This is a genomic window from Providencia hangzhouensis (assembly GCF_029193595.2).
GTDB lineage: Bacteria > Pseudomonadota > Gammaproteobacteria > Enterobacterales > Enterobacteriaceae > Providencia > Providencia hangzhouensis.
On sequence record NZ_CP135052.1, the window covers coordinates 4,186,471 to 4,210,431 of the forward strand.

Genomic DNA, 23,961 nt, shown 5'->3' on the forward strand with positions numbered 1-23,961 from the left:
AAAAAACAATTTGTTAACAGATAGAGAGAGAGTTTAACGCAAGAGAACTTGTTTATTAATTGCCAGTATTCTAAACAAATTCCTTATCTGTTAATGAGATAACGGGCACTTTTTTAACAAATAGTTTTTCAGGGTATTGCATTTCGCACAATAAGTTGTTTTTAGTGTATATTATTCAATCAAAAATATTTTTATTAACAATAAATTTACAGCAGACATCTGAAAAATTCATTGTTCTATTATGCTAATTTTTCATTCCCACAATTTACGATAAATAAATACTTCTGACTATCAGCTCGAAACAAGCTTATCTAACTTTAAGTTATTCACTGGTTATAAAATCATCATAACGCAATTTTGTTGCATAAAAATGCACTTTTACGGATAATACAACTTGGTTCAATGCAAAAGAATGGGTTAATTATGCGCACTCCGTCTAAACAAGAAGACTTGGTTAAGGCTTTTAAAGCCCTACTTAAAGAAGAAAAATTTAGCTCGCAAGCTGAGATCGTCACAGCTTTGCAAGAAGAAGGCTTCGAAAATATTAACCAATCAAAGATTTCCAGAATGCTTACCAAATTTGGTGCAGTTCGCACCCGTAATGCAAAAATGGAAATGGTATATTGCCTGCCTACAGAGCCTGGTGTCCCTACCGCTACCAGTCCACTCAAAAACTTGGTTTTGGATATAGACTATAACCCTTCTGTTGTCGTGATCAGAACTAGCCCTGGTGCTGCACAGCTTATTGCACGTTTGTTAGATTCATTAGGCAAAGCTGAAGGGATTTTAGGTAGTATTGCTGGTGATGATACTATCTTCTCAACACCAGCAAATAATTTCACCACAAAAGAACTGTATGAAGCGATTCTAGCGTTATTTGAACAAGAGCTTTAATCTATTGATATACATTAGCTTAAGAGGGAAATTGATTTCCCTCTTAAGTTGTTGACAAAGCGGGATAAAAGCGTGGTTTTTCCCACTTTGTGTTATCAGCCGAAAATCAATAAATTGATTTTCCTAGTTTATTTTCAAAACCTATTCGACTTGCTGCCAAACATAATATGTTTGTCAGCAGTCTGAGAGGGAAATTGATTTCCCTCTTATTGTTTTTGTCTGTTTCTATTCTATTTTGAGACATCATTTTGCTATTTGATATTTTCCGTAACTTCATACACTACGGCTTTCACTTCCTAATGCCAATTGCCTTTGGTTACCTATTTTGGCGAAAAAATTGGAAACTAGCGGCCCTGATTATGATTGCCACGATGGCTATCGACTTAGATCATCTGCTAGCTGATCCGATTTTCGACCCAGAGCGCTGTGGCATTGGTTTCCACCCACTCCATTCCTTTTGGGCTGCGGTTGTCTATGTCGTATTATTATTCATGCCATCATGGAAACTTAAAGCCATTGCTGTTGGTTGTTTATTCCACCTTTTTACTGATTCAGTAGATTGTTATATGGGAAGTTTAAAAAAAGAAATGAATAGTCCAATAACATTAAGTCTCGTCACAGAACAGTGCCCATTGGGTATGCCAAACATAAAAAAACCCCAGTAATCATAAGAATCACTGGGGTTATCAAATAGCTAGCTAAGAGAATTTAATCATCTCGCTCTGTTTCTGCTTTCGCTTTCAAACCTGCGAGCAATTTGCCATGAATGCCACTAAAGCCACCGTTGCTCATCACCAAAATATGATCGCCCGGTTGTGCGGTTTCAATAATCATATTGGTAAATGCCTCAATATCTGCACTCCAACGCGCGGGTTGGACGCATTTTTCAGCGATGTCTGTCACCATCCAAGGGATATTGGCGGGTTGGAAAAGAAACACTTCATCTGCACGGCCAAGCGCAGGCGCAATATCATTTTTATTGATACCCATTTTCATCGTATTCGAGCGAGGTTCGAGCACCGCAAGAATACGTGAAGTTCCCCCAACTTTGCTGCGAAGTGCTTCTAACGTCGCCAAAATAGCAGTTGGATGATGTGCGAAGTCATCGTAAACACTGACACCATTTTCAACGCCTCGTAGCTCAAGACGACGACGTGCATTGATAAAACTATCTAAGGCGAGACAAGCTTCTTTTACTGGAACGCCCACATGGTGAGCCGCTGCAATCGCCATCAATGCATTTTGGATATTGTGGTTACCCACTTGTGACCAAGTGACTTCTCCAACTTTTTCTTGTTGGTAATACACCGCAAAATGGCTGCCATCGTGGCTGAGCTTCTCAGCTTGCCATCCGCCATGCTCCCCGCCCACCAGCTCTTGTTCACTCCAGCAGCCCATTCCAATCACTTGTTTTAAATGATTGTCGTTGTCCGGTGTGAAAATTTTGCCACTGGCGGGCACAATACGTACAAGATGATGGAACTGTTTTTGAATCGCTTCGAGGTTTTCAAAGATATCCGCATGGTCGAATTCAAGGTTGTTCAATACCAAGGTTTTCGGGCTGTAATGAACAAATTTAGAACGTTTATCGAAGAATGCACAGTCATATTCATCAGCTTCGATGACAAAAAACGGGCTTTCACCAATCTTAGCGGAGACATCAAAGTTACCTGGGACACCGCCGATTAGAAAACCTGGCTTGTAACCGCAGTCTTCTAAGATCCACGCAAGCATCCCCGCGGTGGTCGTTTTTCCATGGGTCCCCGCCACAGCCAGTACCCAACGTTCCGGTAACACATAGTCATGGAGCCACTGTGGGCCAGAAGTATACGGCAAACCTCTTTCTAATACGGCTTCAACACAAGGGTTTCCACGCGTCATTGCATTACCAATCACCACCATATCCGGTATTGGGTCAAGCTGAGCCGGATCATACCCCTGAATAAGCTCAATCCCTTGATTTTCAAGCAATGTGCTCATCGGTGGATACACATTGGCATCCGAACCCGTCACTTTATGTCCTAAAGAACGAGCCAATATTGCTAAGCTTCCCATAAAGGTACCGCATATACCTAAAATATGTATGTGCATTCTTTTTCATCCAATTAGCATGAGGTTGGTCACTATTCTACCCATCAAAAACAGGTTTATAAATGCATTAACCTATTAATCTTTTTTTTATTTAGTTAAACTCTTCCCGCGCGAGGGTAAATGCCCCGCAAAACCTCTGTCAATTTTATTCAGGACCTTCGTCATGAAAACATTAGGCGAATTCATCGTCGAAAAGCAACAAGATTTTCCTCATGCAACAGGTGAGCTGACTTCTTTATTATCAGCTATCAAACTGGGCGCTAAAATTATCCATCGTGATATTAATAAAGCTGGACTTGTCGATATTCTTGGCACTAACGGTGTTTCGAATATTCAAGGTGAAGTTCAGATGAAGCTTGACCTGTATGCAAACGAAAAACTGAAAGCGGCTTTAAAAGCACGCGGAGAAGTCGCCGGTATCGCCTCTGAAGAAGAAGATGAAATTGTCATTTTCGAAGGAGACCGCGCAGAAAACGCAAAATATGTTGTTTTAATGGACCCACTTGATGGTTCTTCAAACATCGATGTAAACGTTTCCGTTGGAACAATTTTCTCAATCTACCATCGTATCACGCCAATTGGCCAACCGGTTACAGAAGCGGATTTCCTGCAACCTGGTAACCGCCAAGTGGCTGCGGGCTACGTGGTTTACGGTTCATCAACGATGTTGGTTTACACCACTGGTGTTGGTGTACATGCGTTTACTTACGACCCATCATTGGGCGTGTTCTGCTTGTCTCATGAAAAAGTGATGTTCCCATCAGAAGGAAAAATGTACTCCATCAATGAAGGTAACTATATTAAGTTCCCGATGGGTGTTAAAAAGTACATTAAATATTGCCAAGAAGAAGATAAAGCAACAAATCGTCCGTATACCACGCGTTATATCGGTTCTTTGGTTGCAGACTTCCATCGTAACTTGCTCAAAGGGGGAATTTATATTTACCCAAGTACGGCAAGCCATCCAAATGGGAAACTGCGCCTTCTGTACGAATGTAACCCAATTGCATTTTTAGCAGAACAAGCCGGTGGTAAAGCCAGTGACGGAGCAAACCGCATTTTAGATATCATACCTAGCGAATTACACCAACGTGCGCCGTTCTTTGTCGGAACTGAGTCGATGGTAGAAAAAGCAGAATCATTTATGCGTGAATTCCCTGACACGGAATAATCTAATTCATTAATTATAAGGCGGGGCTTCCCGCCTTTTTTGTCCCTTTTTTTCACCAACTAGTGAGTTTTGTCCCCTTTTACGGCTATAATGTCCCTCACGCTATCTACTCTATTATTTAATTTGCCTAAAGGCGGCAATAAATGCGATGCCAGCGACAAATTAAAATGAGTAAATTCATTATTCACACAAAGGATACATTTAAATGGGCCTGAACAATGTACCGGCAGGTAAAGATCTGCCAGAAGATATCTATGTTATCATCGAAATCCCTGCGAACGCAGATCCTATCAAATATGAAGTTGATAAAGAGTCTGGTGCGCTGTTTGTAGACCGTTTCATGTCAACAGCGATGTTCTATCCATGCAACTATGGTTACATCAACAACACCCTGTCTTTAGATGGTGACCCAGTTGATGTATTAGTTCCAACTCCATACCCATTGCAACCAGGCTCAGTCATCCGTTGCCGTCCTGTTGGCGTACTGAAAATGACTGACGAGTCTGGTGAAGATGCAAAATTAGTGGCTGTTCCGCACACTAAATTAAGCAAAGAATACGATCACATTAAAGATGTGAACGACCTGCCAGAATTACTGCGTGCTCAAATTACTCACTTCTTTGAACATTACAAAGATTTAGAAAAAGGTAAGTGGGTTAAAGTTGATGGTTGGGAAGACGCGGCATCTGCAAAAGCAGAGATCATCGAATCTTTCGAACGCGCTGCAAAAAAATAATCCCCCTATAGGGAGATTATGAAAGCTCTGGTTAATACCAGGGCTTTTTTTATGGGTTATAATCAGTTAATTAATCTATAAAAAACGCCAGCTATCATAGCTGGCGTCCTGTATAACTATAGCATTCAATATAATATTGGATAGCTACTTTTCTTCATCACGTTTCAACCAGTCGCCACTTTTTATTTGGCGTAGACCATCAACGGAATGTTTATATAGATAAATCCAAGCGTTACCATACGGCGTTGGGATGAGCTCCCTCACATAGTCTTGAGAATTTTTCTTTAGCTCATCTAACTCTGTCAAAATGGACGGGTTGATTCGATAAACTTCGCACTCTATCGCCCCATCCCCTTTGACAACCGCTGGATAATATCCAAGATCATACAGTTCATAGCCTTCTAGCTTATGCTCACCAAGTAGCTGAGCATAAGTCATCCAGTGATGATTTCCTTGCTTTTGTCTTAAGCTGCCATAAACAATTACACGCATAATCTAAAACTCAAATTGGTAAAGGAGATCCAATGCCTGATTAACACCAGACACAGCTTCTAAATACAGTTTTGGCATCAATCGATAACGTAAAGTTAACGTCGCCAATGAGTCAAAGATACCAACTCCATACTTCACTTGTAAATCATTAGTGATCTTACCACTTACAACGACTTGAGAACCATCCCCCACACCTTGGGTATCGACGGCTAAATCAGAGACCCCAAATGTCTCACCAATTTTGCCCACGAGTTGCCCACTTTGTGCTACACCTAAGCCTATTAACATAGATGTCATTTGTGAACCATTTGCGTCCCCACTGTCTAAGCCCTCTCCTCTTAATAAGTAAGACAGCGCTTCTTGTTGTGTTTTCGCCGGTTCAGAGAATATTTCTACTTTCGGTTTATCTGCAAGCCCAGTGACCTTCACCCCTGCAATCACGCCATCTGCCGTGTTGTCTGGGTTACGTATAGCTTCTAAGTTTAAGAATGGTTGGTCCGCAGGGCCTGAGAACTGAATTTGCCCCTTACGTACAATCAAATCTTGCCCATAAGCACGGAAACGACCAGCTGGAATATCCACCTGACCATTGATGTGCAAGCCATGGATATTTTGAACCACTTTCAATAAACCCGTCAGGCGCGCTTTTAAGCCAAACGCATCCAATCGAACATCGTTACCAATTTTAATATCCAAATTGGTCTGAATAGGAATGGATGGCGCTTTTTGTTCAATTGGCTGTAAGTTGCTATCTAACATCACCACATCTGAAGATGCGCTTACCGCCGACTCAGGGAGCTCTTGAACAGTAATTCGAGCCCATGGAATATTGACCGTACCATTTAACGTGAGTACCGAAGGTGATGCATCAAATACAATATCCGGTTGAACATCAATTTGGATCATCGGCGGTAAAGAAACACGGAGGTTATTACCTCGCGCCATGATTTTTGCACGCCATGCATCAATATTGCGCCAATCTGCGTCACCATCAATGTTCAGATAGCCCTCTGGCGTGTTTATCTGACCATTCATGACTGAGCTCGTGCCGTTGAAATTAACACCTAAATGACCACTTTTGATATCAAACGGGATCATTGCAGATCTCACTTCTAAACTCGAAAGCGCTAAATTACCATTTAATAACGGGTTATTCGCTGACCCGCCTAAGCGTAGATTTCCACTTAAACGGCCATTCGCCACTTCCTTCTGGCCCAGTAACGGCTTGATTAAATCTAATGTCACCGAATTAATTTCAACATTACCCGACAACAAGCGACGTTTCTCAATATCAGACACTTGGATGTTACCGCGCATCTGTCCGTTATTAGCCAACCCAAATAACCAACTAAGGTCAGCCTTACCATTTTTCAACCCAGCACTTAACGTTAAGGTATCAAAAGCAATAGGCAAACGGGTTCCATCCACGAACTGAACCGCTTTGACATCATTTCCTCGCAAGTCCAGCTTCACTTGTGGCATGCTGCCATCCGCTTTCCAAATGGCATTGGCTTTACCCGTAAATACGCCACTGACTCGAGTATCTTGTGGCATAAATGGTTTAAGCATTGCGAGATCAAAACGTTCTAGCACGATATCCGCGCTACCACTTTTACCCGCTTTAATCGGTTTTGGTACACACAAACGGGCATTCGGGTTAACCCAACAATGTCTGCCAATGGTCACTTCTTGTGTTTGGTTGGCATAATCGAGTGACATTGCTTGGTTTAAGCGCCATTCACCCACCACCGTATCAAATAAGGTATTGGTTAAATTCCCTTTCCACACTTCAGTCTGCCGGTCAAAACTCCCCGCTAATGCTAATTGCCCAGAAACCGGCTCACCCTTCATATTTAATTTTAAAGTGTGCTGTTTTTCACTGCCTTTCGCATCTAAAGTCAGGTTATTGACGACAAGATCGCCTTGTTTTAGCTGACGCAGAACAACGGATAAATCCCCTTTAATTTGTTCGCCTGTTGCCACATTTCCTTTGATAACAACATTTTCGATAGCAAGGTCATCCTGCCACTTCACACCGCGTGCCGTAAGGTCAACAAGGGCTTCTGGTGTTTGTAAATTACCACGTAATTTCACATCACCCGCAATCACACCACCTAAGCCCGGTAGCAAACCATTGAGTGCAGGGGCATTAATTTTGGCATCAAGATTCCATTTATCGGCAAGAGAACCTTTTACATCAACATTGTTTTTACCTAATGCCAAATTAAAGTTCGGAATATCCCATTGGCCTGCTGCGTTACCTTTGGCTTTACCCCGTGCTTTTAAAAGATTATTTTTAACATTACCGTCTAAAATAATTTCAGGAATATCCAACTGCCAGCTGCCACCGTATAAACTTCCGCGAGTGGCAATTTTGCCATCCACTTTAGCAGGCCATTCAGGGTACTGTTTTGCCGTATTAATACCCGAAAGAGTCAATACTGCATTCCAACTAATCGCCTTGCTCCAGTCCGCAACGCCAGTAATATCCGCATTACCTTGCAAAGCGGCTAAACGTAAGCGAGTTAAATTAATTTGCTCTTCATTACCTTTCGCATCTAATAACAAGGTAGAAGGAGGGAGATCCTGCCCAGTGATCGCTGAGCGTACAGACATATCATAAGCCGATGGCCGGCCATTTAGGCGCAGACGTGTCCCATCGAGTTGATATTGCGCATCCCCCACTAACGGCCACGTTAACTTATCACTTTCTAATGTAAGCAAAATAGGCAGGTCTGCTTGTGACAAATCCGTTTCTGCATCTAGTTTTGCATTAATTGGCCCATGTAAATTCAATGCCAATTTTAGCTCATCAATCAAACCGCCTTTTAAGGAGAGATCTACCTTTTGCCCATCTAAATCGTCTAAACGGCTTTCCCCCACGACTGACAATGAGACTGGCCATTTATCTTGCAAGGTCGCCGTGCCAGATAACGCAATATTCCCCTGCGGTGCATCGACTTTTAACTGTTTAACGAGAACTTGTTGCCCTTCATTTGAAAGACTCAGGTGCAATTGGTTAATTTTGAGATCAGTCGCACCCGTTAATTGAAAATTCGAAGCATTAATACCGTCGACATTCAAATCAACAGGTAAAATAACTTCGGGTAATTCAGCAAGTAACGGTTTAGAAAATAGCGCTTTTAATTCATCTGCTAATGATTTTTGTTCATTAATCGGCGTTGGCTCTGGCTGTTTTTCTTCAGCGACGACATCTGATTTGGTTTCAGGTAAATTAATCGCCAAATCAATGATATCAGTTGGAATAATAGTGATCGCTTTCCCTTCCCACGTGACCCCTGTGGTAAATTTAGCTAAATCAATATCCATACCATCCACATTGACGTGCGTTGAAACCAAAGCCAATTGATTCAAACGAATAGTCAAAGGCGCCTTGAGTTCAGTCAAAGGTTCAGATGGTGGCGTTTCTTCAGCAGGGGGAAATTGGGTGGTATCGACAGTAACAGTAACATTTTCCGTGCCTAAGTTGTCGACACATAGCTCACGGCTTGTTAAACAACCTAGACGTACCGCTAAATTTAATTTCCCCGCATTAACATCAACTCCCGGCATTTGATATTTAACGCCACTTAGCGTTAAGTTACTAATATCACCGTCAATTTTATCAATGGTTAATTCAGGAACAAAACGTGTCGCTGTATTTAATGCAAAGTGAAGACCTGATTGCGTTCCAATCACCCAACTGAGTGCGGCAACAACCAGAACGAGAATTAATAAAATGGAAAGACTGGTCCATTTTAGCCACTTCAACCACCTCATAACTCAGTCCCCAAGCCGATATAAAACTGTATTTTGTTGTTATCTGGATCACCGATAGGTTTTGCTAAGTCTAATTTTATTGGACCAACCGGTGAGACCCAGCGGATACCGACTCCCGCACCCGTTTTAAAATCATTATCTTTAAAGTTATCAACGGCTTCACCACTATCAATAAAGGTCGCTCCCCACCAATTTCCTGTAAAGTTATATTGGTATTCCACAGAGCCTACCGCCAATTTTGATGCCCCTGTCAGCTTACCTTTACTATCTTCTGGCGAGATCTTTTGATAACCATATCCACGCACGCTACCATCACCACCCGCAAAGAAACGCAAGTCCGGTGGAACTTTGTCGAAGTCATTGGTTTCAATCCAACCGATATTTCCACGAACGACAAAGCGATGCCCCTCCCATGGCGTTCTGATCCATACATTTTTGGCTTGTAGTACAGCGAAGTCGATATCTGAACCCCAAATTTTATTCGAATAATCAATAGAATAACGTTGGCTATCTCCCCATGTTGGCATCACACCGCCGCGTTGGCGAATGCGGCTTACATAGGCCCCGGGATATAGCAACATCGTCGTATTCGTCACATTAGCTTGGGTAAAGTTACTCAGCATCCAACGCATGTTTACGCCATATTGCCAACCGGATGAATAATCCCAGTTACGAGACACATTCAAGGTCGTTGTATTCGCTTGTGTATCATTCAAATCTGTCCGTTTAAAGCCCCCTTGAACCGCATAATATTGCTCAAGCGGGTTCGCTTTTAATGGAATTTTATAACTCGCATCAATTAATTGTTCTGGTTGGGATAAACTAATATTTGACGTTAAACTCTGCCCACGAGAGTTAATCCAAGGCTTATTCCATGTGGCTTTAACGCGAGGGCCGACATCGGTGGCATAGCCTCCCCCAAGCTCAATAAAGTTTTTCGCTCTAGGGGTCATTACCGCTTCCATCGGTAACTCATAAGAATTTGCTTTGCGCGCACTCACAATACGCGGTGTCACAATTGCAGAAGAGAACCAACCTGTTTCAGCTAACCGACGGTTAAACTCAGCAAGTTGCTCTGATGTGTAGTATTCCCCTTTTTTAAAAGGGGCTAGGTTATTCAGGTAATCTTCTCGGATTTGTGAACCTGAATAAGAAATTGCACCAAACCGATAACGTTCACCACTGTTAAAATCAAAATCCCAATAAGCCGCATGGTGATCAAGAGAAATACCCAGTTGGCTTTTCTCCATCATCGCATCAAAATAACCTTTGCGAACAGCTAAACTACTAAAGCGTCCTTTAAATTCTTCGTATTCGCCATCATTTTGAACTGTATCAAGCTTTGGCGTATATTGTTTGAGCATCTTTTCATAGTCGGGATCCGTTTTTGCTCCACCTTGCAATTCAACAGTCACTCCCTTCAATAAAATAGGTTCTCCAGGAGTGACCTTGGCGGTTAAAACGGAACGAGCAGGCGGGGTTTTTTCTTCATAGCTAAATTCAACCGTGGGTTGGTAGTAACCTAAAGGCTTTAAACCTTCTTTAATTGCTTTCTCAACACGGGCTCGAAAACGACCATTTGGCACAACTTCATCTTGCGATATATTAGACAGTTGTACTCGAACGTTTTGATTAAGTTGTCCTTCAAGGCCTTCAATATTAAGACGAAGATTAGCTGCGTGTACCACTGGCACTGCCGCAGTTAGGCAGAGAAAACAAATTAGAGGGTATTTCGACACGCCTACTCCTAAGGTGATTGTTCGATTGACTAAATACTTCATATCAATTTATTTTGAGTAAAATTCGCCATATACACAAGTTTTTATCCCTATTTTTAGATTATTTGTGTGGTCAATACATATAGGAATCATTATGCCTTTTAATAAATTTCACTCTGCAAGTATTGCACAACCTCTGCCCGGCAGAGCAACTGCTATGACTTACTCACCATATCATGCGCTTAACCATCATTCGATTGAGATTATTCCTAAGAATATGGAAATTGCTTATTTTGCCATGGGCTGTTTTTGGGGAGTTGAACGATTATTTTGGCAGCAAGCTGGGGTTTATTCAACTTCTGCTGGGTATTGTGGTGGAGTGACCCCTAACCCGACCTACGAGGAAGTTTGCTCTGGACGAACTGGCCACGCAGAAGCGGTTCGTGTCGTTTTTGATCCGCAAGTTATCAGTTACTCTCAACTATTGACATTATTTTGGGAAAACCATGACCCTGCACAAGGCATGCGCCAAGGAAATGACATGGGAAGCCAATATCGTTCCGCAATTTATACTGTGTCAGATGAGCAAGACCAGCAAGCGATGGAAACACTGCAAGCTTACCAAAATGCAATGATAGCGCAGCATGACTCTCGTGCAATCACGACCGAAATAGCGCCCTTAGACACTTTCTATTTTGCCGAAGATTACCACCAGCAGTACTTATACAAAAACCCGAATGGATATTGCGGATTAGGAGGGATTGGTATCTGTTTACCACCTTCGTTAAACAAATAAATCAATAACTTAATACAGTGAGTTCATCTTCCCAACCATTCAAGTTGCTTTTCAATATGACTTAAAGCAGCTTGAATGATGATGAATATCTAGGCAGATAAATCACCTCAGTGCTATACTAATGCAACATATCAACAATTTGCGCATATTGCGCAACATATATTTGCATACTCAATATATTTAAATACACGAGACTATGCCTTCAGAGATTTTTGAATTTTATGGATTCTTCCTTTGATTGGCTGGATAACTTATGCTCAACAGTTTATTAATTGTTCTATTATTATGTGCAATTAGCGCATTCTTTTCTTTGTCAGAAATTTCTCTGGCAGCTTCCCGCCGCATTAAACTTAAACTTATGGCCGACGAAGGCAACATTAATGCGGCTCGCGTGCTTAAATTACAAGAAATGCCGGGAATGTTTTTTACCGTCGTTCAAATTGGTTTAAATGCCGTTGCTATCCTTGCCGGTATTGTGGGGGAATCTGCTTTTTCTCCAGCTTTGTACGATATCTTTATTCAATTTTTATCCCCAAGCTGGGCTCAACAAGTTTCATCAATCCTGTCATTCACCATTGTGACAAGCTTGTTTATTTTAGTGGCTGATTTAACGCCTAAGCGCATTGGTATGGTAAAACCTGAAGCCATTGCAATTCGTATTGTGAATCCGATGCGCTTCTGTTTAGTGGTACTGAGCCCATTCGTCTGGTTTTTTAATGGCCTTGCGAACCTGTTTTTTAAATTATTCAAATTACCTACATCACGCAATGAAGATATCACTTCTGATGATATTTTTGCGGTCGTTGAAGCAGGTGCTGTAGCGGGTGTGTTACGTAAACAAGAACACGAATTAATTGAGAACGTGTTTGAGCTGGAATCACGTACTGTACCATCAGCGATGACTCCGCGTGAAAGTATCATTTATTTTGACAAAGACGAGTCAGAAGAAAGCATCAAACATAAAATTTCAACCCAGCCACATTCTAAGTTTCTAGTATGTGCAGGGGGTATTGACCATGTTATTGGTTATGTTGATTCGAAAGAATTACTTAACCGTGTACTCAATGGGCAGAGCTTAAGTTTAAAAGATGGTGTTCACATTAGAAATACGCTCATGATCCCTGACACCCTCTCATTATCAGATACCTTAGAAGCATTTAAAACAAACGCCGTCGATTTTGCTGTGATTCTCAACGAATATGCATTAGTCATGGGTATCATTACCATCAATGATGTAATGATCACTCTAATGGGGGACTTAATTGGTCCAGGGCAAGAAGAGCAAATCGTAGTACGTGATGAGAATTCTTGGTTAGTTGAAGGCGGAACGCCAATTGAAGATGTGATGCGCATTTTAGATATTGATGATTTCCCTGACTTTAGCAACTATGAAACCATCGCAGGGTTTATGATGTACCGGTTAAGAAGAATGCCGAAACGGACAGATTATGTGAAATATGCGGGCTATAAATTTGAAGTCGTCGATATTGATAATTACAAAATTGACCAATTACTCGTAACTCGCCTGACTACAGCGCCATCACCTGTCGTTGTACAACCCGGAAAAAATACTATTGAAACGGCTGGCGCAAGACAACAAACAAAAGATACAGGACATTAATGCTTGATAGCGAAGCCGTTTCTTTCAATGCGCCACCTATGTGGCGCGTTGTTAACCAAAAACTGCTGATTAACCTACCCCAGTTCTGCCTGCAATAATGAAACCTGTTTATTGACCTCACTCATCACATTGTAATGGCGCTTATCACTGATTTTAGGTGGTAGAATTTTCCCATAGTTAAACTCAAATGCCCCAAAATCCTTAATATAGAGCCTGCCACGGAATAGCGTTTTGACGTAAAGAGCAATCTTAGATGGGTTATAACGGTTAAAAATTTTCATTAGAACTTTGCCTCCCCTTTGTTCTTACGATATTCAATAACTCATACCGTACAATAATCATAGACAAGAAATTTTTATTTTGGTTCTAAAATTGCAGTTTTATTCAATTTACTGACATAACATGACACTGTAAATTAACTGTTAAAACCCCATAAACTTTGCTTTTATTCTAAATTTTAAAAAAATGTTAAATTACCTCTTGTAACTCATCCGATGAGCTATGCTATAAATAGTAGTCATCAGACAAACCACTAGGCTCACATGGCAAAATAATCAATCAAGGGGCTTTTATGATAAAAAATTATTTACTTTTAATATGCTTGCTTGGGGTATCTGCAGTAGCTTCTGCAGCAAATATTCAATTAAACCAATCTGTTCCTGCTGTTTCTGTCACTGACAAGGGTGAGCTTGTCATGAATAATGACGGGAAATTGGATTATCAACCGTGGAAAAGCCAACAGCTCGTTGGAAAGGTGCGTACTATCCAACACATTGCTGGCCGTTCTTCAGCAAAAGAACTCAATGCCCCCTTAGTTGAGGCTATCAAGCAAGCCAAGTTCCCTCATGATAGCTATCAAACAACAACAATCATTAATACCGATGATGCAATTTTCGGTACGGGTGTATTTGTGAAAAACAGCGTTGAAGATAGCAAAAAAGAGTTTCCATATTCACAATTTATTGTTGATAGCGAAGGTACGGTGAAGAACGCATGGGGCTTGAAACCAGAAAGTTCAGCAATTATCGTATTAGATAATCAAGGGAAAGTGTTGTTTTTCAAAGATGGTGAATTAAATACCCAAGAAATTCAAAAAGTCATTAGTTTGTTAGTCTCATCACTAAACCAATAACGTCTACCTTTTGCAGTTACTAAGTTAGTATGTAGTGTGCGCAATTCGCACACTACAATTTCTCACACGCGACAGGTAGTTAGCCCTATCTCACTTGAGTTAAAAATAGTGAGTTATGCTAAAATGCCCTTACATTAAATATGCATAATTATGATTATTATTTTAATAAACAATCATAATTAATGCGCTTATTATCACGTTTTAGTTTCATTCCAATACACTTTGGCACAAAAGCCCCCATTAACGCCATGAGTAAAAATAACTTGTAAATGATGCAATTGCGCAATCCGTTTAACAATAGAGAGCCCTAAGCCACTCCCAGTTTTTTCTTGTCCCGGCGGACGATAGAAGCGCTCACCTAACCGCCGTAAAACTTCAGGTGTCACGCCATTACCATCATCTTGAATTTCAAGGTGATCAGCATACAAAATAATCTCCACTCGCCCCTCTATTTTTCCATAACGGATTGCATTATTGAGCAAATTTCTCAGCAACGCATTGAGTAGTAATGGCTGACCTTGAAAATCAGGGGGGCTAGCAACTAAAGTATTTATTATCGTTGTTTGCTGCTCTTTAGCTTCCGGCTCTACATCTTTTATCGCCGCTTCAATTAACTCAGGCCAAGATACAACTGTAATATCATCAAGTTGCGTGGATGACTCTAACCGAGACAACATCAGTAGTTGGTCAACAAGCCTTGTCGCCCTATCAATACCTTCCGATAAATTAGCCACTGCATGGTTACGGATATCTGCATCATTCCCTGCAATTTGCACCACTTCTGCCTGCACCCTTAATGCTGCAAGTGGGCTACGTAGTTCATGAGCCGCATCCGAGGTAAATTGTCGTTCACGAGCAAACATTTCATTAATACGGCCAAACAGTACATTCATAGAGTCAATAATAGGTCTTACTTCACTGGGAATTCGCGTCACTTGTACTGGGGTTAGTTCATCAGGTTTTCGGTGATATAACTGGTTTGCTACGTCCTTCAATGGGCGTAAAGCTCGTGTCAACAGCCATAAAAATAGTAATAACATGATTGGCAAAGCAATCAACCAAGGCATAAATTGTGCAACCATAATATCGGTTGCCATTTCTTGTCGGTATTCCCACTCTTGCCCTACTGCAATGATATATCGACCATCTTGAGATTTTAGCCACACAAAACGCCAAGGGTCGTCACTTCCTTGGATCATCCCATCGCTAAACCCTTCTCGCTTAAATTGATAGACGATGTCTCTACCGTTATCACCGTCGTTTAATACCATTTCGCCGCCTGGTGTAAAAATAGCAAATGCCAGTGCATCGTCATCTTGATGGCCACGGTTCTTTCGCAATAGTTTTTTGGTTTTAGTCAGTGAAGGCTGGCTCAATTCAAAGCCTGATGGTAAAACAGATAACCGTTTAGCAAACGCCATTTGCTGGGTATCAAACAGCTCATTAATCGTTTTATAGCTTTGGTACCACGCTAACGAACTGGCGATCCCCCATGTCAGTAAAGCTAACAAGAGCAGCATTAAAGTGAGTTTCAGCCTAAGACTAAATGTCTTCATCATTTATCATCACCTAATCGATAACCAACACCATGAATGGTTCGAATAAACTTATTGCCTAATTTACGCCTTAAATGATGGATATGTACCTCAACCGAGTTACTAGAGACCTCTTCATCCCAGTTATATAATTTTTCTTCAATTAAAGGGCGAGAAAAAACTTTATTTGGGTTATGCATAAATAAAGAAAGTAAAGCAAACTCTTTCCCTTTTAGTTGTACAGGTTCACCTTGCTGTGTCACCGTCATTGCAACTGGATCCATTTCGACATCACCATGCGTAAGTTTAGAAGATAATTGCCCACTTCGGCGGCGGATCAACGCTTGCAAACGCGCCATGACTTCCATTAAAGCGAATGGTTTACAAAGATAATCATCAGCCCCTTGTTGAAGTCCTTGAACACGCTGATCCAAAGCATCCCGTGCCGTCAAAATCAAGACTGGCTCATCACGCCCCTCCTTACGCCAATGCTTCAAAATATCCATTCCATCAATATTTGGTAACGAAAGATCGAGTACAACAGCGTCATAAGGTGCATCAAATAAAGCGAGTTGCCCCTGTTTACCATCCATAAACCAATCAATGGTAAATCCTAATTGGGTTAAGCCCACTTTTAAGCCATCACCAATTAACCGGTCATCTTCAATTAGTAGAATTCGCATAATCTACCCCCATATTAGAATATTATTATATTTATCCTATCAGCTATAATATGACTAGCTATTATTGGCAAAATTAAAAATATAATTCGTTAGTTAAGTTTCTTAAGATCCTGTTAAGATTTACTTGGTTTAATACCCTCCATACAAACAAGTTTACATCCAATTTGGAGATACCGATGATGAAAAAATTACCTGTAATTGCTTTAGTTGCTGCACTCGCGAGTGCACCTGTTTTCGCTGCAAATGGCGGGTTTGACGGCCCTGGCGCTGCCACAAATACAACAGCCCAAACCTCTCCAACCGGTGGTTTCATCGGCCCAAATAGTGGGGAAATGACTGTCGCAAAAGCACTTGATATGTCAGATGACAGCTGGGTTATTTTACGTGGGAATATCGTCAAACAACTTGACCATAAACATTATGAATTCACCGATGGTACTGGCACTATTAATTTAGAAATCAGCGAAAAGCGTTGGAATGGCATAAATGTAACGCCAAAAGATAAAGTTGAAATTCGCGGTAAAATTGATAAAGACTGGAATTCAAGAGAAGTCGAAGTTAAACAAATCCAAATAATTAAATAACCCGCAAGTTTACAATGGGATCTGCTCTAAAGCAGGTCCCATCTAAATCCTATTTCATACAGAAATTAACAGTGCTAAATTAACAAAATTATTTTTGCTTACTAAGGCTGCTTAATGACTGTAAAACTCCCTAACATACGGAATATTCGTGAGAAACTGCTTTCAGATAATTGGTATATTTTAAAAAAATATACTTATGAGTTACAACGTCGAGATGGTAGTTGGCAACAACAAGAGCGCGAAGTCTATGATAGAGGCAATGGTGCCGTTATTTTGTTATATAACAAAATAAAAAATAGCATTATTTTAATTCGTCAATTTCGTATGCCTGTTTATGTTAATGGCTATTCTGATTTTCTGATCGAAGCCGCCGCTGGTTTACTAGAAAATGTCTCACCAGAAGCTCGTATTATTGCTGAAGCAGAAGAAGAAACGGGTTTTAAAGTCGATAAAATTCAAAAAGTTTTTGAAGCCTTTATGAGCCCTGGTTCAGTCACCGAAAAACTCCACTTTTACATTGCTGAATATAGCGATAATAATCGTCGTAACGCAGGTGGTGGGCTTGAAGAAGAAGGGGAAGATATTGAAGTTTTAGAGTGGCCCTTCCCTAAAGCCGTTGATGCGATAAGAACGGGAGAAATAGTTGATGGTAAAACCATTATGCTAATCCAATATCTCGCCCTAAACTCTATTCTAAAAAGCTGATCCTATACTTATAGCTCATAATGATAAAATAAGTCATCGTGAGCTCTCCTATTTTTTATCAGTCATTAAACGAACGATAAAAATAAAACAAATCATAAAAAGACAATCAACTTTTATTATTTTGTTGTTTAATTAAAAAATAAAATCATAAAGCCAAGATAAAACATATTTAGCTTTGACCTACTCGCTAAAAAACTTTAAATTCAAATAATATTAATTTTATATATCATCATTTTAAGAGTCTTATTTTTGCATCTAATGAATATCAAATAATTGTTATACATTACAGTCGGTGATTAAGGAGCTAAATAAAATGATACGCTGCGTTCGTATGTGGACAGGAGAAGATGGAAATTCTCTATTTGAAGAGGGCACTCTTGAGCTCAATAATATAGCAGGAGGCGATAACCAAACCCCTACCATTGCAGTCAACGAGCTTACCTTTCGTGAAACAGTTTCTGGCGGCTCTTTTGATTGGCATCAAGACCCAGTTCCTCGCTATGTCATTACACTTTCAGGCACTTTAGAATTCGAAACCAAAGATGGTTCTAAATTTATCATCAACCCAGGTGATATTTTACTTGCGCAAGATAATACAGGAACAGGCCATAAATGGCGGCTTATTGGTGATGAGCCTTGGCGTCGTGCTTATGTTGTCTATCAAGAAGGCACCGATCTTTGCTTCACTCCAACAAAAAAATAGGGGGCATCATGAGCAAACCCATTGCTGAGAATGTCGATATTGCTCTCATAGGTGCAGGGATCATGAGTGCAACGCTTGGTACATTTCTCAAAGAACTTGAACCTTCACTGACGATCGCCGTTTTTGAAAGGCTAAACGACTGTGCCCAAGAAAGTTCCCACCCGTGGAACAATGCGGGAACAGGGCATGCCGCTAACTGTGAGATGAACTATACACCACCAAATCCAGATGGTACGGTGGACATCAGTAAAGCCCTTGAAGTCAATACTGAATTCGATCTCTCTCGTCAGCTTTGGTCTTATCTGGTCACCAAAGGCAAAATTAAAGACCCACGTGACTTTATTCACCCATGCCCACACATGAGCTTTGTTTGGGGTGAAGACAATGTAAAATTCTTGAAACAACGCTACCAACAGATGTCTGCTCACCACTGTTACCACAACATGGAATACAGTGATGATCCAAAGCAGATCAACGAGTGGGCACCTCTGATCATGGAAGGCCGAGACCCTAAAGAAGCGATTGCGGTTACCCGTGTTAATACCGGTGCTGATGTCGATTACGGTGCGCTAACGCATTTATTAATCGCACAATTAAGCGAACAGCCCGGTTTTTCAATTCACTATAAACATGAAGTCATCGATGTTAAAAAAACCGCCGATGGCAGATGGAATATTGAAGTTAAAAACCTACTCACGCACGAGAAAACAATGACTTCCGCGAAGTTTGTGTTTGTTGGTGCAGGCGGTAGAGCAATCGAATTACTACAGAAATCAGGGATCCCTGAAGGAAAAGGGTATGGTGGATTCCCCGTCAGTGGTATCTGGCTGCGTTGTGATAACGAAGAAATTGCCTCTCGCCACCATGCAAAAGTCTATGGTAAAGCAGACAAAGGCTCACCACCAATGTCTGTTCCACACTTGGACACTCGTATTATTGGTGGTAAACGTTCTCTATTATTCGGGCCTTATGCCGGTTTTTCGAGTAAATTCCTTAAGCACGGCTCTTATTTAGACCTGTTTGAATCGGTTAAATTGAATAACATTGAACCAATGCTTGCGGTTGCGAAAGATAACTGGTCACTCGCAGAATACTTAGTGGGCCAAGTCCTGCAAACTTCTGCTCACCAATTTGCTATGCTGCAACAATTCTACCCAGAAGCACAGCATGAGGATTGGAAAGAGGTGGTTGCAGGGCAACGAGTACAAATTATTAAACCTGACCATGATAAAAAAGGGGTTTTAGAGTTTGGTACAGAACTGATTACTAGTGCGGATAAATCATTTACTGTATTGATGGGAGCATCTCCGGGGGCCTCCACAGCGGCATTTATTGCGCTAAACGTATTAAAAACGTGTTTTGATGAGCAACTCAAAGGCGATGGATGGGAAACACGTTTAAAAGACATCATTCCAACCTATGGGATTGACTTAAAAACGGATGCAAAAGCCTGTTTAGATATTCGTACAGCCACTGCCAAAGTGCTGCAACTAGATAATTAGTTATTAATTAGGTTGGGAAATCACTTCCCAACCTTTATTGATGTTTAGAATAAAATCACCCGAAAACCTGGATTTAAGAAAGACTCTCGAGGTGTATAATCGAGCGTTTTTCCATGCCAATCAACGACTTTTGCCCCTGCACCAATGGCAACCGCATGTCCAGCTGCAGTGTCCCAAATATTTGTAGGCCCAAAACGTGGGTAAAGCTGTGCTTTTCCTTCCGCAACCAAACAAAATTTGAGTGAAGAACCAATTTCTACTGTCGTGTGTTCACCCATTTGTTTTAAATAATCCATTAATTCATTGTCTTGATGGGAACGGCTGATAACAATGACTGGTGGCTTGGCATCATTCACATGAATAAGTTGCTTATGGCCACCCTCCTCCTTCCATGCCTGATTACCTTCAGCGTAGTACAGCAGCCCTTTCGCTGGGGCATATACTACCCCCATCGTTGGTACACCGTTCTCGATAAGGGCAATGTTAACCGTAAAATCCCCATTACGATTAATAAATTCTTTCGTTCCATCCAATGGGTCAATCAACCAATAGCGTTGCCAATTCTGCCTGACTGGCCATTCAGGAGGATCTTCTTCAGACAGTTGGGGGATATCAGGAGCAATACGAGCAAGGCCCGCGGTAATCACATTGTGGGCGGCAATATCAGCCTCTGTAACAGGCGAATTATCACTTTTGTGTTCAACCTGTAAAGGTTCTTGCGCATTATAAGTTTCCATAATCGCATAACCCGCTTCTTGAGCTAATTCGCAAATTTGCTGTAGCATATTATTCACCTCTCTGATGACCCTTTACTGCAAGAGTAGCAATTGTGTGAAATTAACGCCATAAAAAAAGCCCCAAAGTCCAAAGACAATGAAGCTTTTTAACTGTGAACTGAACTAACAGAAATTATAAAATTTCAAGTAATTCAACTTCAAATACTAATGTACTGAATGGCGGGATTGATGCACCTGCACCACGCTCACCATAAGCTAATTGGTGAGGGATATATAATTCCCATTTAGAGCCGACTGGCATCAAGGTCAATGCTTCAATCCAACCTGGAATAACGCCGCTTACAGGAAACTCTGCTGGCTGCCCACGCTGTACTGAGCTATCAAACACAGAGCCATCAATTAAACGCCCTGTATAGTGAACACGTACGCGGTCTGAGCGAGATGGGATAGCACCATCACCTTGGTTAATCACTGAAAATTGTAAGCCAGACTCAGTCGTTGAAACACCATCACGTTTTTGGTTTTCATCTAGGAATTTTTGGCCTTCTTCCGCTAATGCTGCCTGGCGGGATACACGAACAGCGTCGGCACGCTCATGCACTTCACGCAATGCTTTGTGCAGAGTTTCAACAGGTACCGATGGCATATTGCCTTCTAAAGCGTCAACGAGGCCTGCTAAAATTGCATTTGGCACTAAACCTTCTAGCCCTGACTCTAATAATTGCTGCCCAACTTGTAGACCTATGCCATAACTCGCTTGAGCTTCTACCGAATCGAAATTTTGGTTTGCCATGAAAATACCCATATGATTTTGAGAAAATCCAAGAATAGCAGCCCCATCCTTATGGGTAAACCCAAACAATGAATCTAAAGAATAAAACTGATTGATTCCCGACAAATTTATTCAGTGTTCTCTGAAAAATTCAGCCCAACGCTAAAAAAGCCTAAAAAGGGTGCTAGTATGCGTATTAATACGGTCTAATTTACTCATTGCCTCATCAAGGAGGAGTGATGTTTAAACTTTCAAAATTTCATCGCTATGGTATTGCACTGCTTGCCTTAATTGTCGTGGTCGCTTTTTTTTGGCCTGCAAGCGAAAAATCCCCCAGCGATATTGTTCAAAACCAGCCTATTGTTATCCCACCACCTACTACCCCTGAGGTTGTGCCTGAACCGACTATTACACCGCCGATACCAGAGCCCGTGCCGGCACCTGAAGATAATTCACCTCTTTTACCTACTGAGCCCGAAATTATCCCAGAACCTAATGAGCCTGAACCTAATGAGCCTACGACGGTAACATCACCAGAAAAAACGCCTGAGCCCAAAACAACTCGCCCTTCTGCTAATGAATGGCAAAACTACCGAGTACAAAAAGGGAAGACGCTCGCACAACTCTTTCGCGATAATAACTTACAAGCCAATGACGCTTTTATTATGGCACGCGTTGAAGGGGCGGAGAAACCACTGAGTAATTTACGCCAAGGGCAAAAAATTCGTCTGAAAGCGAATACAAAAGGTGAAGTTCAATTATTAGAAACTACCGGCTCTGATGGGAAAACTTATAGTTTCGCGCGGTTAAGTGACGGAAGCTATTACCGTACACCTTAGTTTAAACACCGACTTTAGGGTAGCATCCCGCTACCCTAATACTTAGTCTGAATTTGCACTATTTACCCCACCTTGGCTTAACAATATATAAATTTAGCGATATATAATAAATAGTCTCTCTCACTAACATGTTAAGCAATAAAAACTATCATGCTAAAGCGCAAATGGATTAACATATTTTTAGGTGTGGCTCTTTTATTACTTATCGTGATTGTTAGCTCTATTTCATGGTTCAAGATCAATTCAAATGCGCTGTGGAACATCGTTAATACTCAATGTATTCCATTACTTCCAACAACGCTGCCCTGCTTGAAAGTGGAACAGGAAAAATACTATGTATTATTCAAAGATAAAAAAGGGCCTTTACACAACTTAATTATCCCGACTGAAAAGATCACAGGGATAGAATCTAGCCAATTATTGGAACAAAACTCACCCGACTATTTTGCTATCGCTTGGCAAGAAAGGGGCAGTTTGTCACAACAAACAACCCACCCAATTCCTGAACATTTATTGGCCATTGCGGTAAACTCCCAATATGGCCGCTCCCAAGACCAACTCCATATTCATATTGCCTGCTTAAAACCTGAGATAAATAAAACGCTTAATCAACTTTCATCAACAATAACAACACATTGGGCTTCTTTATCTTCTGAACTAGCGAGTCATCATTACTTAGCCAAAAAATTTCCGGAAGGCTCACCCCATGTAGAAAATTCGTTTCATCAACTAAACGAATATGTCATCAAGCATCACGATAAAATGGGTAATTTTGGCCTAGCAATGGTACAGCTTAAAGATGGTTCTAAGGTATTACTTGCCAACCGATTGAATTTTTGGGATTTGAACTTAGGTTCTGCGGGTGAATTACTCGACTACCAATGCTTAGCTAATCAATAAATACAAAAATATTGTCTAGAAAATAAAAAACACCGGACTTAGCCGGTGTTTTTATTCGCATCATGGATAACCCAGTGATGCATATCATCATTATTGATTACTCAGCAACGATGATAACGTTCAGCTCTGCGAAAACATCGCTGTGTAACTGGAAGTGAACTTCGTGGTCACCAGTAGTACGCAGAACGCCGTTTGGCAGGCGAACTTCGCTTTTCGCGATTTGAACGCCAGCCGCAGTAATTGCGTCAGCGATATCACGAGTACCGATTGAACCGAACAGTTTACCTTCGTCACCAGCTTTAGAAGCTAAAGTTACAGAACCCAGAGCAGTAACAGCTGCTGCACGAGCCTGTGCTGCTGCCAGAACGTCAGCTAATTTAGCTTCCAGTTCAGCGCGGCGAGCTTCGAAGAATTCGATGTTTTTCTTAGTCGCAGGAACAGCTTTGCCCTGTGGAACTAAGAAGTTACGAGCATAGCCCGATTTAACGTTAACCTGATCACCCAGGCTACCTAGGTTAGCTACTTTATCAAGCAGAATAACTTGCATTACCTTATCCTCTATTAGTCGTT

The 23,961-nt window shown here is 41.2% G+C and carries 23 protein-coding genes; 13 read left to right on the plus strand and 10 right to left on the minus strand.

Going from position 1 to position 23,961, the window contains the following annotated elements:
• Nucleotides 1–423 precede the first annotated feature (423 nt).
• Together argR and PZ638_RS19150 are read left to right on the plus strand one after the other, a co-directional pair.
• On the plus strand, nucleotides 424–894 hold the full coding sequence (argR, locus tag PZ638_RS19145; RefSeq protein ID WP_004907450.1) for a transcriptional regulator ArgR: 471 nt from the start codon (nucleotides 424–426) through the stop codon (nucleotides 892–894).
• A 248-nt stretch (nucleotides 895–1,142) separates the two neighbouring features.
• Nucleotides 1,143–1,559 carry a DUF6122 family protein gene (locus tag PZ638_RS19150; RefSeq protein ID WP_036958784.1) on the plus strand — a complete coding sequence of 139 codons (417 nt, stop codon included), beginning with the start codon at nucleotides 1,143–1,145 and terminating at the stop codon, nucleotides 1,557–1,559.
• Between the two features lie 43 nt (nucleotides 1,560–1,602).
• Here the strand turns inward: PZ638_RS19150 and mpl are convergent, their stop codons facing one another.
• On the minus strand, nucleotides 1,603–2,985 hold the full coding sequence (gene mpl / locus PZ638_RS19155) for a UDP-N-acetylmuramate:L-alanyl-gamma-D-glutamyl-meso-diaminopimelate ligase (protein ID WP_036958785.1): 1,383 nt from the start codon (nucleotides 2,983–2,985) through the stop codon (nucleotides 1,603–1,605).
• Between the two features lie 163 nt (nucleotides 2,986–3,148).
• Between mpl and fbp the strand changes: the two genes are divergently transcribed.
• Both fbp and ppa read left to right on the plus strand, forming a co-directional pair.
• A complete protein-coding gene (gene fbp, locus PZ638_RS19160; protein WP_004905947.1) occupies nucleotides 3,149–4,156 on the plus strand; it encodes a class 1 fructose-bisphosphatase in 1,008 nt (335 codons plus the stop codon).
• 205 nt (nucleotides 4,157–4,361) lie between these two features.
• Nucleotides 4,362–4,892, plus strand: a complete 531-nt coding sequence (ppa, locus tag PZ638_RS19165) for an inorganic diphosphatase (RefSeq protein ID WP_004905951.1) — start codon at nucleotides 4,362–4,364, stop codon at nucleotides 4,890–4,892.
• 144 nt (nucleotides 4,893–5,036) lie between these two features.
• On the opposite strand, the gene PZ638_RS19170 is transcribed toward ppa, so the two are convergent.
• From PZ638_RS19170 to tamA, 3 genes are read right to left on the minus strand one after another with little or no spacing between them, the layout of a single operon-like run.
• Nucleotides 5,037–5,384, minus strand: a complete 348-nt coding sequence (locus PZ638_RS19170) for a gamma-glutamylcyclotransferase family protein (RefSeq protein WP_004905952.1) — start codon at nucleotides 5,382–5,384, stop codon at nucleotides 5,037–5,039.
• 3 nt (nucleotides 5,385–5,387) lie between these two features.
• On the minus strand, nucleotides 5,388–9,164 hold the full coding sequence (gene tamB / locus PZ638_RS19175; protein ID WP_094961659.1) for an autotransporter assembly complex protein TamB: 3,777 nt from the start codon (nucleotides 9,162–9,164) through the stop codon (nucleotides 5,388–5,390).
• Nucleotides 9,161–10,903, minus strand: coding sequence for an autotransporter assembly complex protein TamA (gene tamA, locus PZ638_RS19180; protein ID WP_094961660.1), 1,743 nt, complete (start codon nucleotides 10,901–10,903; stop codon nucleotides 9,161–9,163). Before tamA ends, tamB begins: the two co-directional genes overlap by 4 nt.
• Nucleotides 10,904–11,036: 133 nt before the next feature.
• Here tamA and msrA point away from each other — a divergent pair, with 133 nt between their 5' ends.
• Nucleotides 11,037–11,678, plus strand: a complete 642-nt coding sequence (gene msrA, locus PZ638_RS19185; protein WP_110591051.1) for a peptide-methionine (S)-S-oxide reductase MsrA — start codon at nucleotides 11,037–11,039, stop codon at nucleotides 11,676–11,678.
• 253 nt (nucleotides 11,679–11,931) lie between these two features.
• Nucleotides 11,932–13,299 carry a polyamine export protein PaeA gene (gene paeA, locus PZ638_RS19190; RefSeq protein ID WP_144139691.1) on the plus strand — a complete coding sequence of 456 codons (1,368 nt, stop codon included), beginning with the start codon at nucleotides 11,932–11,934 and terminating at the stop codon, nucleotides 13,297–13,299.
• Nucleotides 13,300–13,373: 74 nt separating this feature from the next.
• Here the strand turns inward: paeA and PZ638_RS19195 are convergent, their stop codons facing one another.
• Nucleotides 13,374–13,580, minus strand: coding sequence for a DUF1107 domain-containing protein (locus PZ638_RS19195; protein ID WP_004905964.1), 207 nt, complete (start codon nucleotides 13,578–13,580; stop codon nucleotides 13,374–13,376).
• Nucleotides 13,581–13,870: 290 nt separating this feature from the next.
• On the opposite strand from PZ638_RS19195, the gene PZ638_RS19200 reads away from it, so the two are divergent.
• Nucleotides 13,871–14,431 (plus strand): YtfJ family protein, encoded by a 561-nt coding sequence (locus tag PZ638_RS19200; RefSeq protein ID WP_094961662.1) that lies wholly within the window; start codon nucleotides 13,871–13,873, stop codon nucleotides 14,429–14,431.
• A 194-nt stretch (nucleotides 14,432–14,625) separates the two neighbouring features.
• Here the strand turns inward: PZ638_RS19200 and qseC are convergent, their stop codons facing one another.
• Complete coding sequence (qseC, locus tag PZ638_RS19205; protein ID WP_144139702.1) at nucleotides 14,626–15,987, minus strand: quorum sensing histidine kinase QseC; 1,362 nt, start codon at nucleotides 15,985–15,987, stop codon at nucleotides 14,626–14,628.
• Complete coding sequence (gene qseB / locus PZ638_RS19210; protein ID WP_004905970.1) at nucleotides 15,987–16,649, minus strand: quorum sensing response regulator transcription factor QseB; 663 nt, start codon at nucleotides 16,647–16,649, stop codon at nucleotides 15,987–15,989. The genes qseC and qseB overlap by 1 nt, the downstream gene beginning before the upstream one ends.
• Nucleotides 16,650–16,828: 179 nt before the next feature.
• Between qseB and PZ638_RS19215 the strand changes: the two genes are divergently transcribed.
• The 4 genes from PZ638_RS19215 (at nucleotide 16,829) to mqo (ending at nucleotide 20,143) form a co-directional block, all read left to right on the plus strand.
• On the plus strand, nucleotides 16,829–17,233 hold the full coding sequence (locus tag PZ638_RS19215) for a YgiW/YdeI family stress tolerance OB fold protein (RefSeq protein WP_036958838.1): 405 nt from the start codon (nucleotides 16,829–16,831) through the stop codon (nucleotides 17,231–17,233).
• A 114-nt stretch (nucleotides 17,234–17,347) separates the two neighbouring features.
• Nucleotides 17,348–17,938, plus strand: a complete 591-nt coding sequence (gene nudK, locus PZ638_RS19220) for a GDP-mannose pyrophosphatase NudK (protein ID WP_094961663.1) — start codon at nucleotides 17,348–17,350, stop codon at nucleotides 17,936–17,938.
• Nucleotides 17,939–18,251: 313 nt separating this feature from the next.
• Nucleotides 18,252–18,641 carry a cupin domain-containing protein gene (locus tag PZ638_RS19225; protein WP_036958789.1) on the plus strand — a complete coding sequence of 130 codons (390 nt, stop codon included), beginning with the start codon at nucleotides 18,252–18,254 and terminating at the stop codon, nucleotides 18,639–18,641.
• 8 nt (nucleotides 18,642–18,649) lie between these two features.
• On the plus strand, nucleotides 18,650–20,143 hold the full coding sequence (gene mqo, locus PZ638_RS19230; protein WP_094961664.1) for a malate dehydrogenase (quinone): 1,494 nt from the start codon (nucleotides 18,650–18,652) through the stop codon (nucleotides 20,141–20,143).
• Nucleotides 20,144–20,187: 44 nt separating this feature from the next.
• On the opposite strand, the gene cysQ is transcribed toward mqo, so the two are convergent.
• Both cysQ and PZ638_RS19240 read right to left on the minus strand, forming a co-directional pair.
• Nucleotides 20,188–20,928: a 3'(2'),5'-bisphosphate nucleotidase CysQ gene (cysQ, locus tag PZ638_RS19235; protein WP_004905978.1), complete on the minus strand. Its 741-nt coding sequence runs from the start codon at nucleotides 20,926–20,928 to the stop codon at nucleotides 20,188–20,190.
• Between the two features lie 124 nt (nucleotides 20,929–21,052).
• A complete protein-coding gene (locus PZ638_RS19240; protein WP_004907421.1) occupies nucleotides 21,053–21,673 on the minus strand; it encodes a BamJ family beta-barrel-assembly machinery protein in 621 nt (206 codons plus the stop codon).
• 218 nt (nucleotides 21,674–21,891) lie between these two features.
• On the opposite strand from PZ638_RS19240, the gene PZ638_RS19245 reads away from it, so the two are divergent.
• Nucleotides 21,892–22,491: a LysM-like peptidoglycan-binding domain-containing protein gene (locus tag PZ638_RS19245; protein ID WP_094961665.1), complete on the plus strand. Its 600-nt coding sequence runs from the start codon at nucleotides 21,892–21,894 to the stop codon at nucleotides 22,489–22,491.
• A 150-nt stretch (nucleotides 22,492–22,641) separates the two neighbouring features.
• A complete protein-coding gene (locus tag PZ638_RS19250) occupies nucleotides 22,642–23,391 on the plus strand; it encodes a CDP-diacylglycerol diphosphatase (protein ID WP_112308113.1) in 750 nt (249 codons plus the stop codon).
• A gap of 97 nt (nucleotides 23,392–23,488) precedes the next feature.
• Here the strand turns inward: PZ638_RS19250 and rplI are convergent, their stop codons facing one another.
• On the minus strand, nucleotides 23,489–23,938 hold the full coding sequence (gene rplI, locus PZ638_RS19255) for a 50S ribosomal protein L9 (protein ID WP_004905983.1): 450 nt from the start codon (nucleotides 23,936–23,938) through the stop codon (nucleotides 23,489–23,491).
• Between the last annotated feature and the right edge of the window lie 23 nt (nucleotides 23,939–23,961).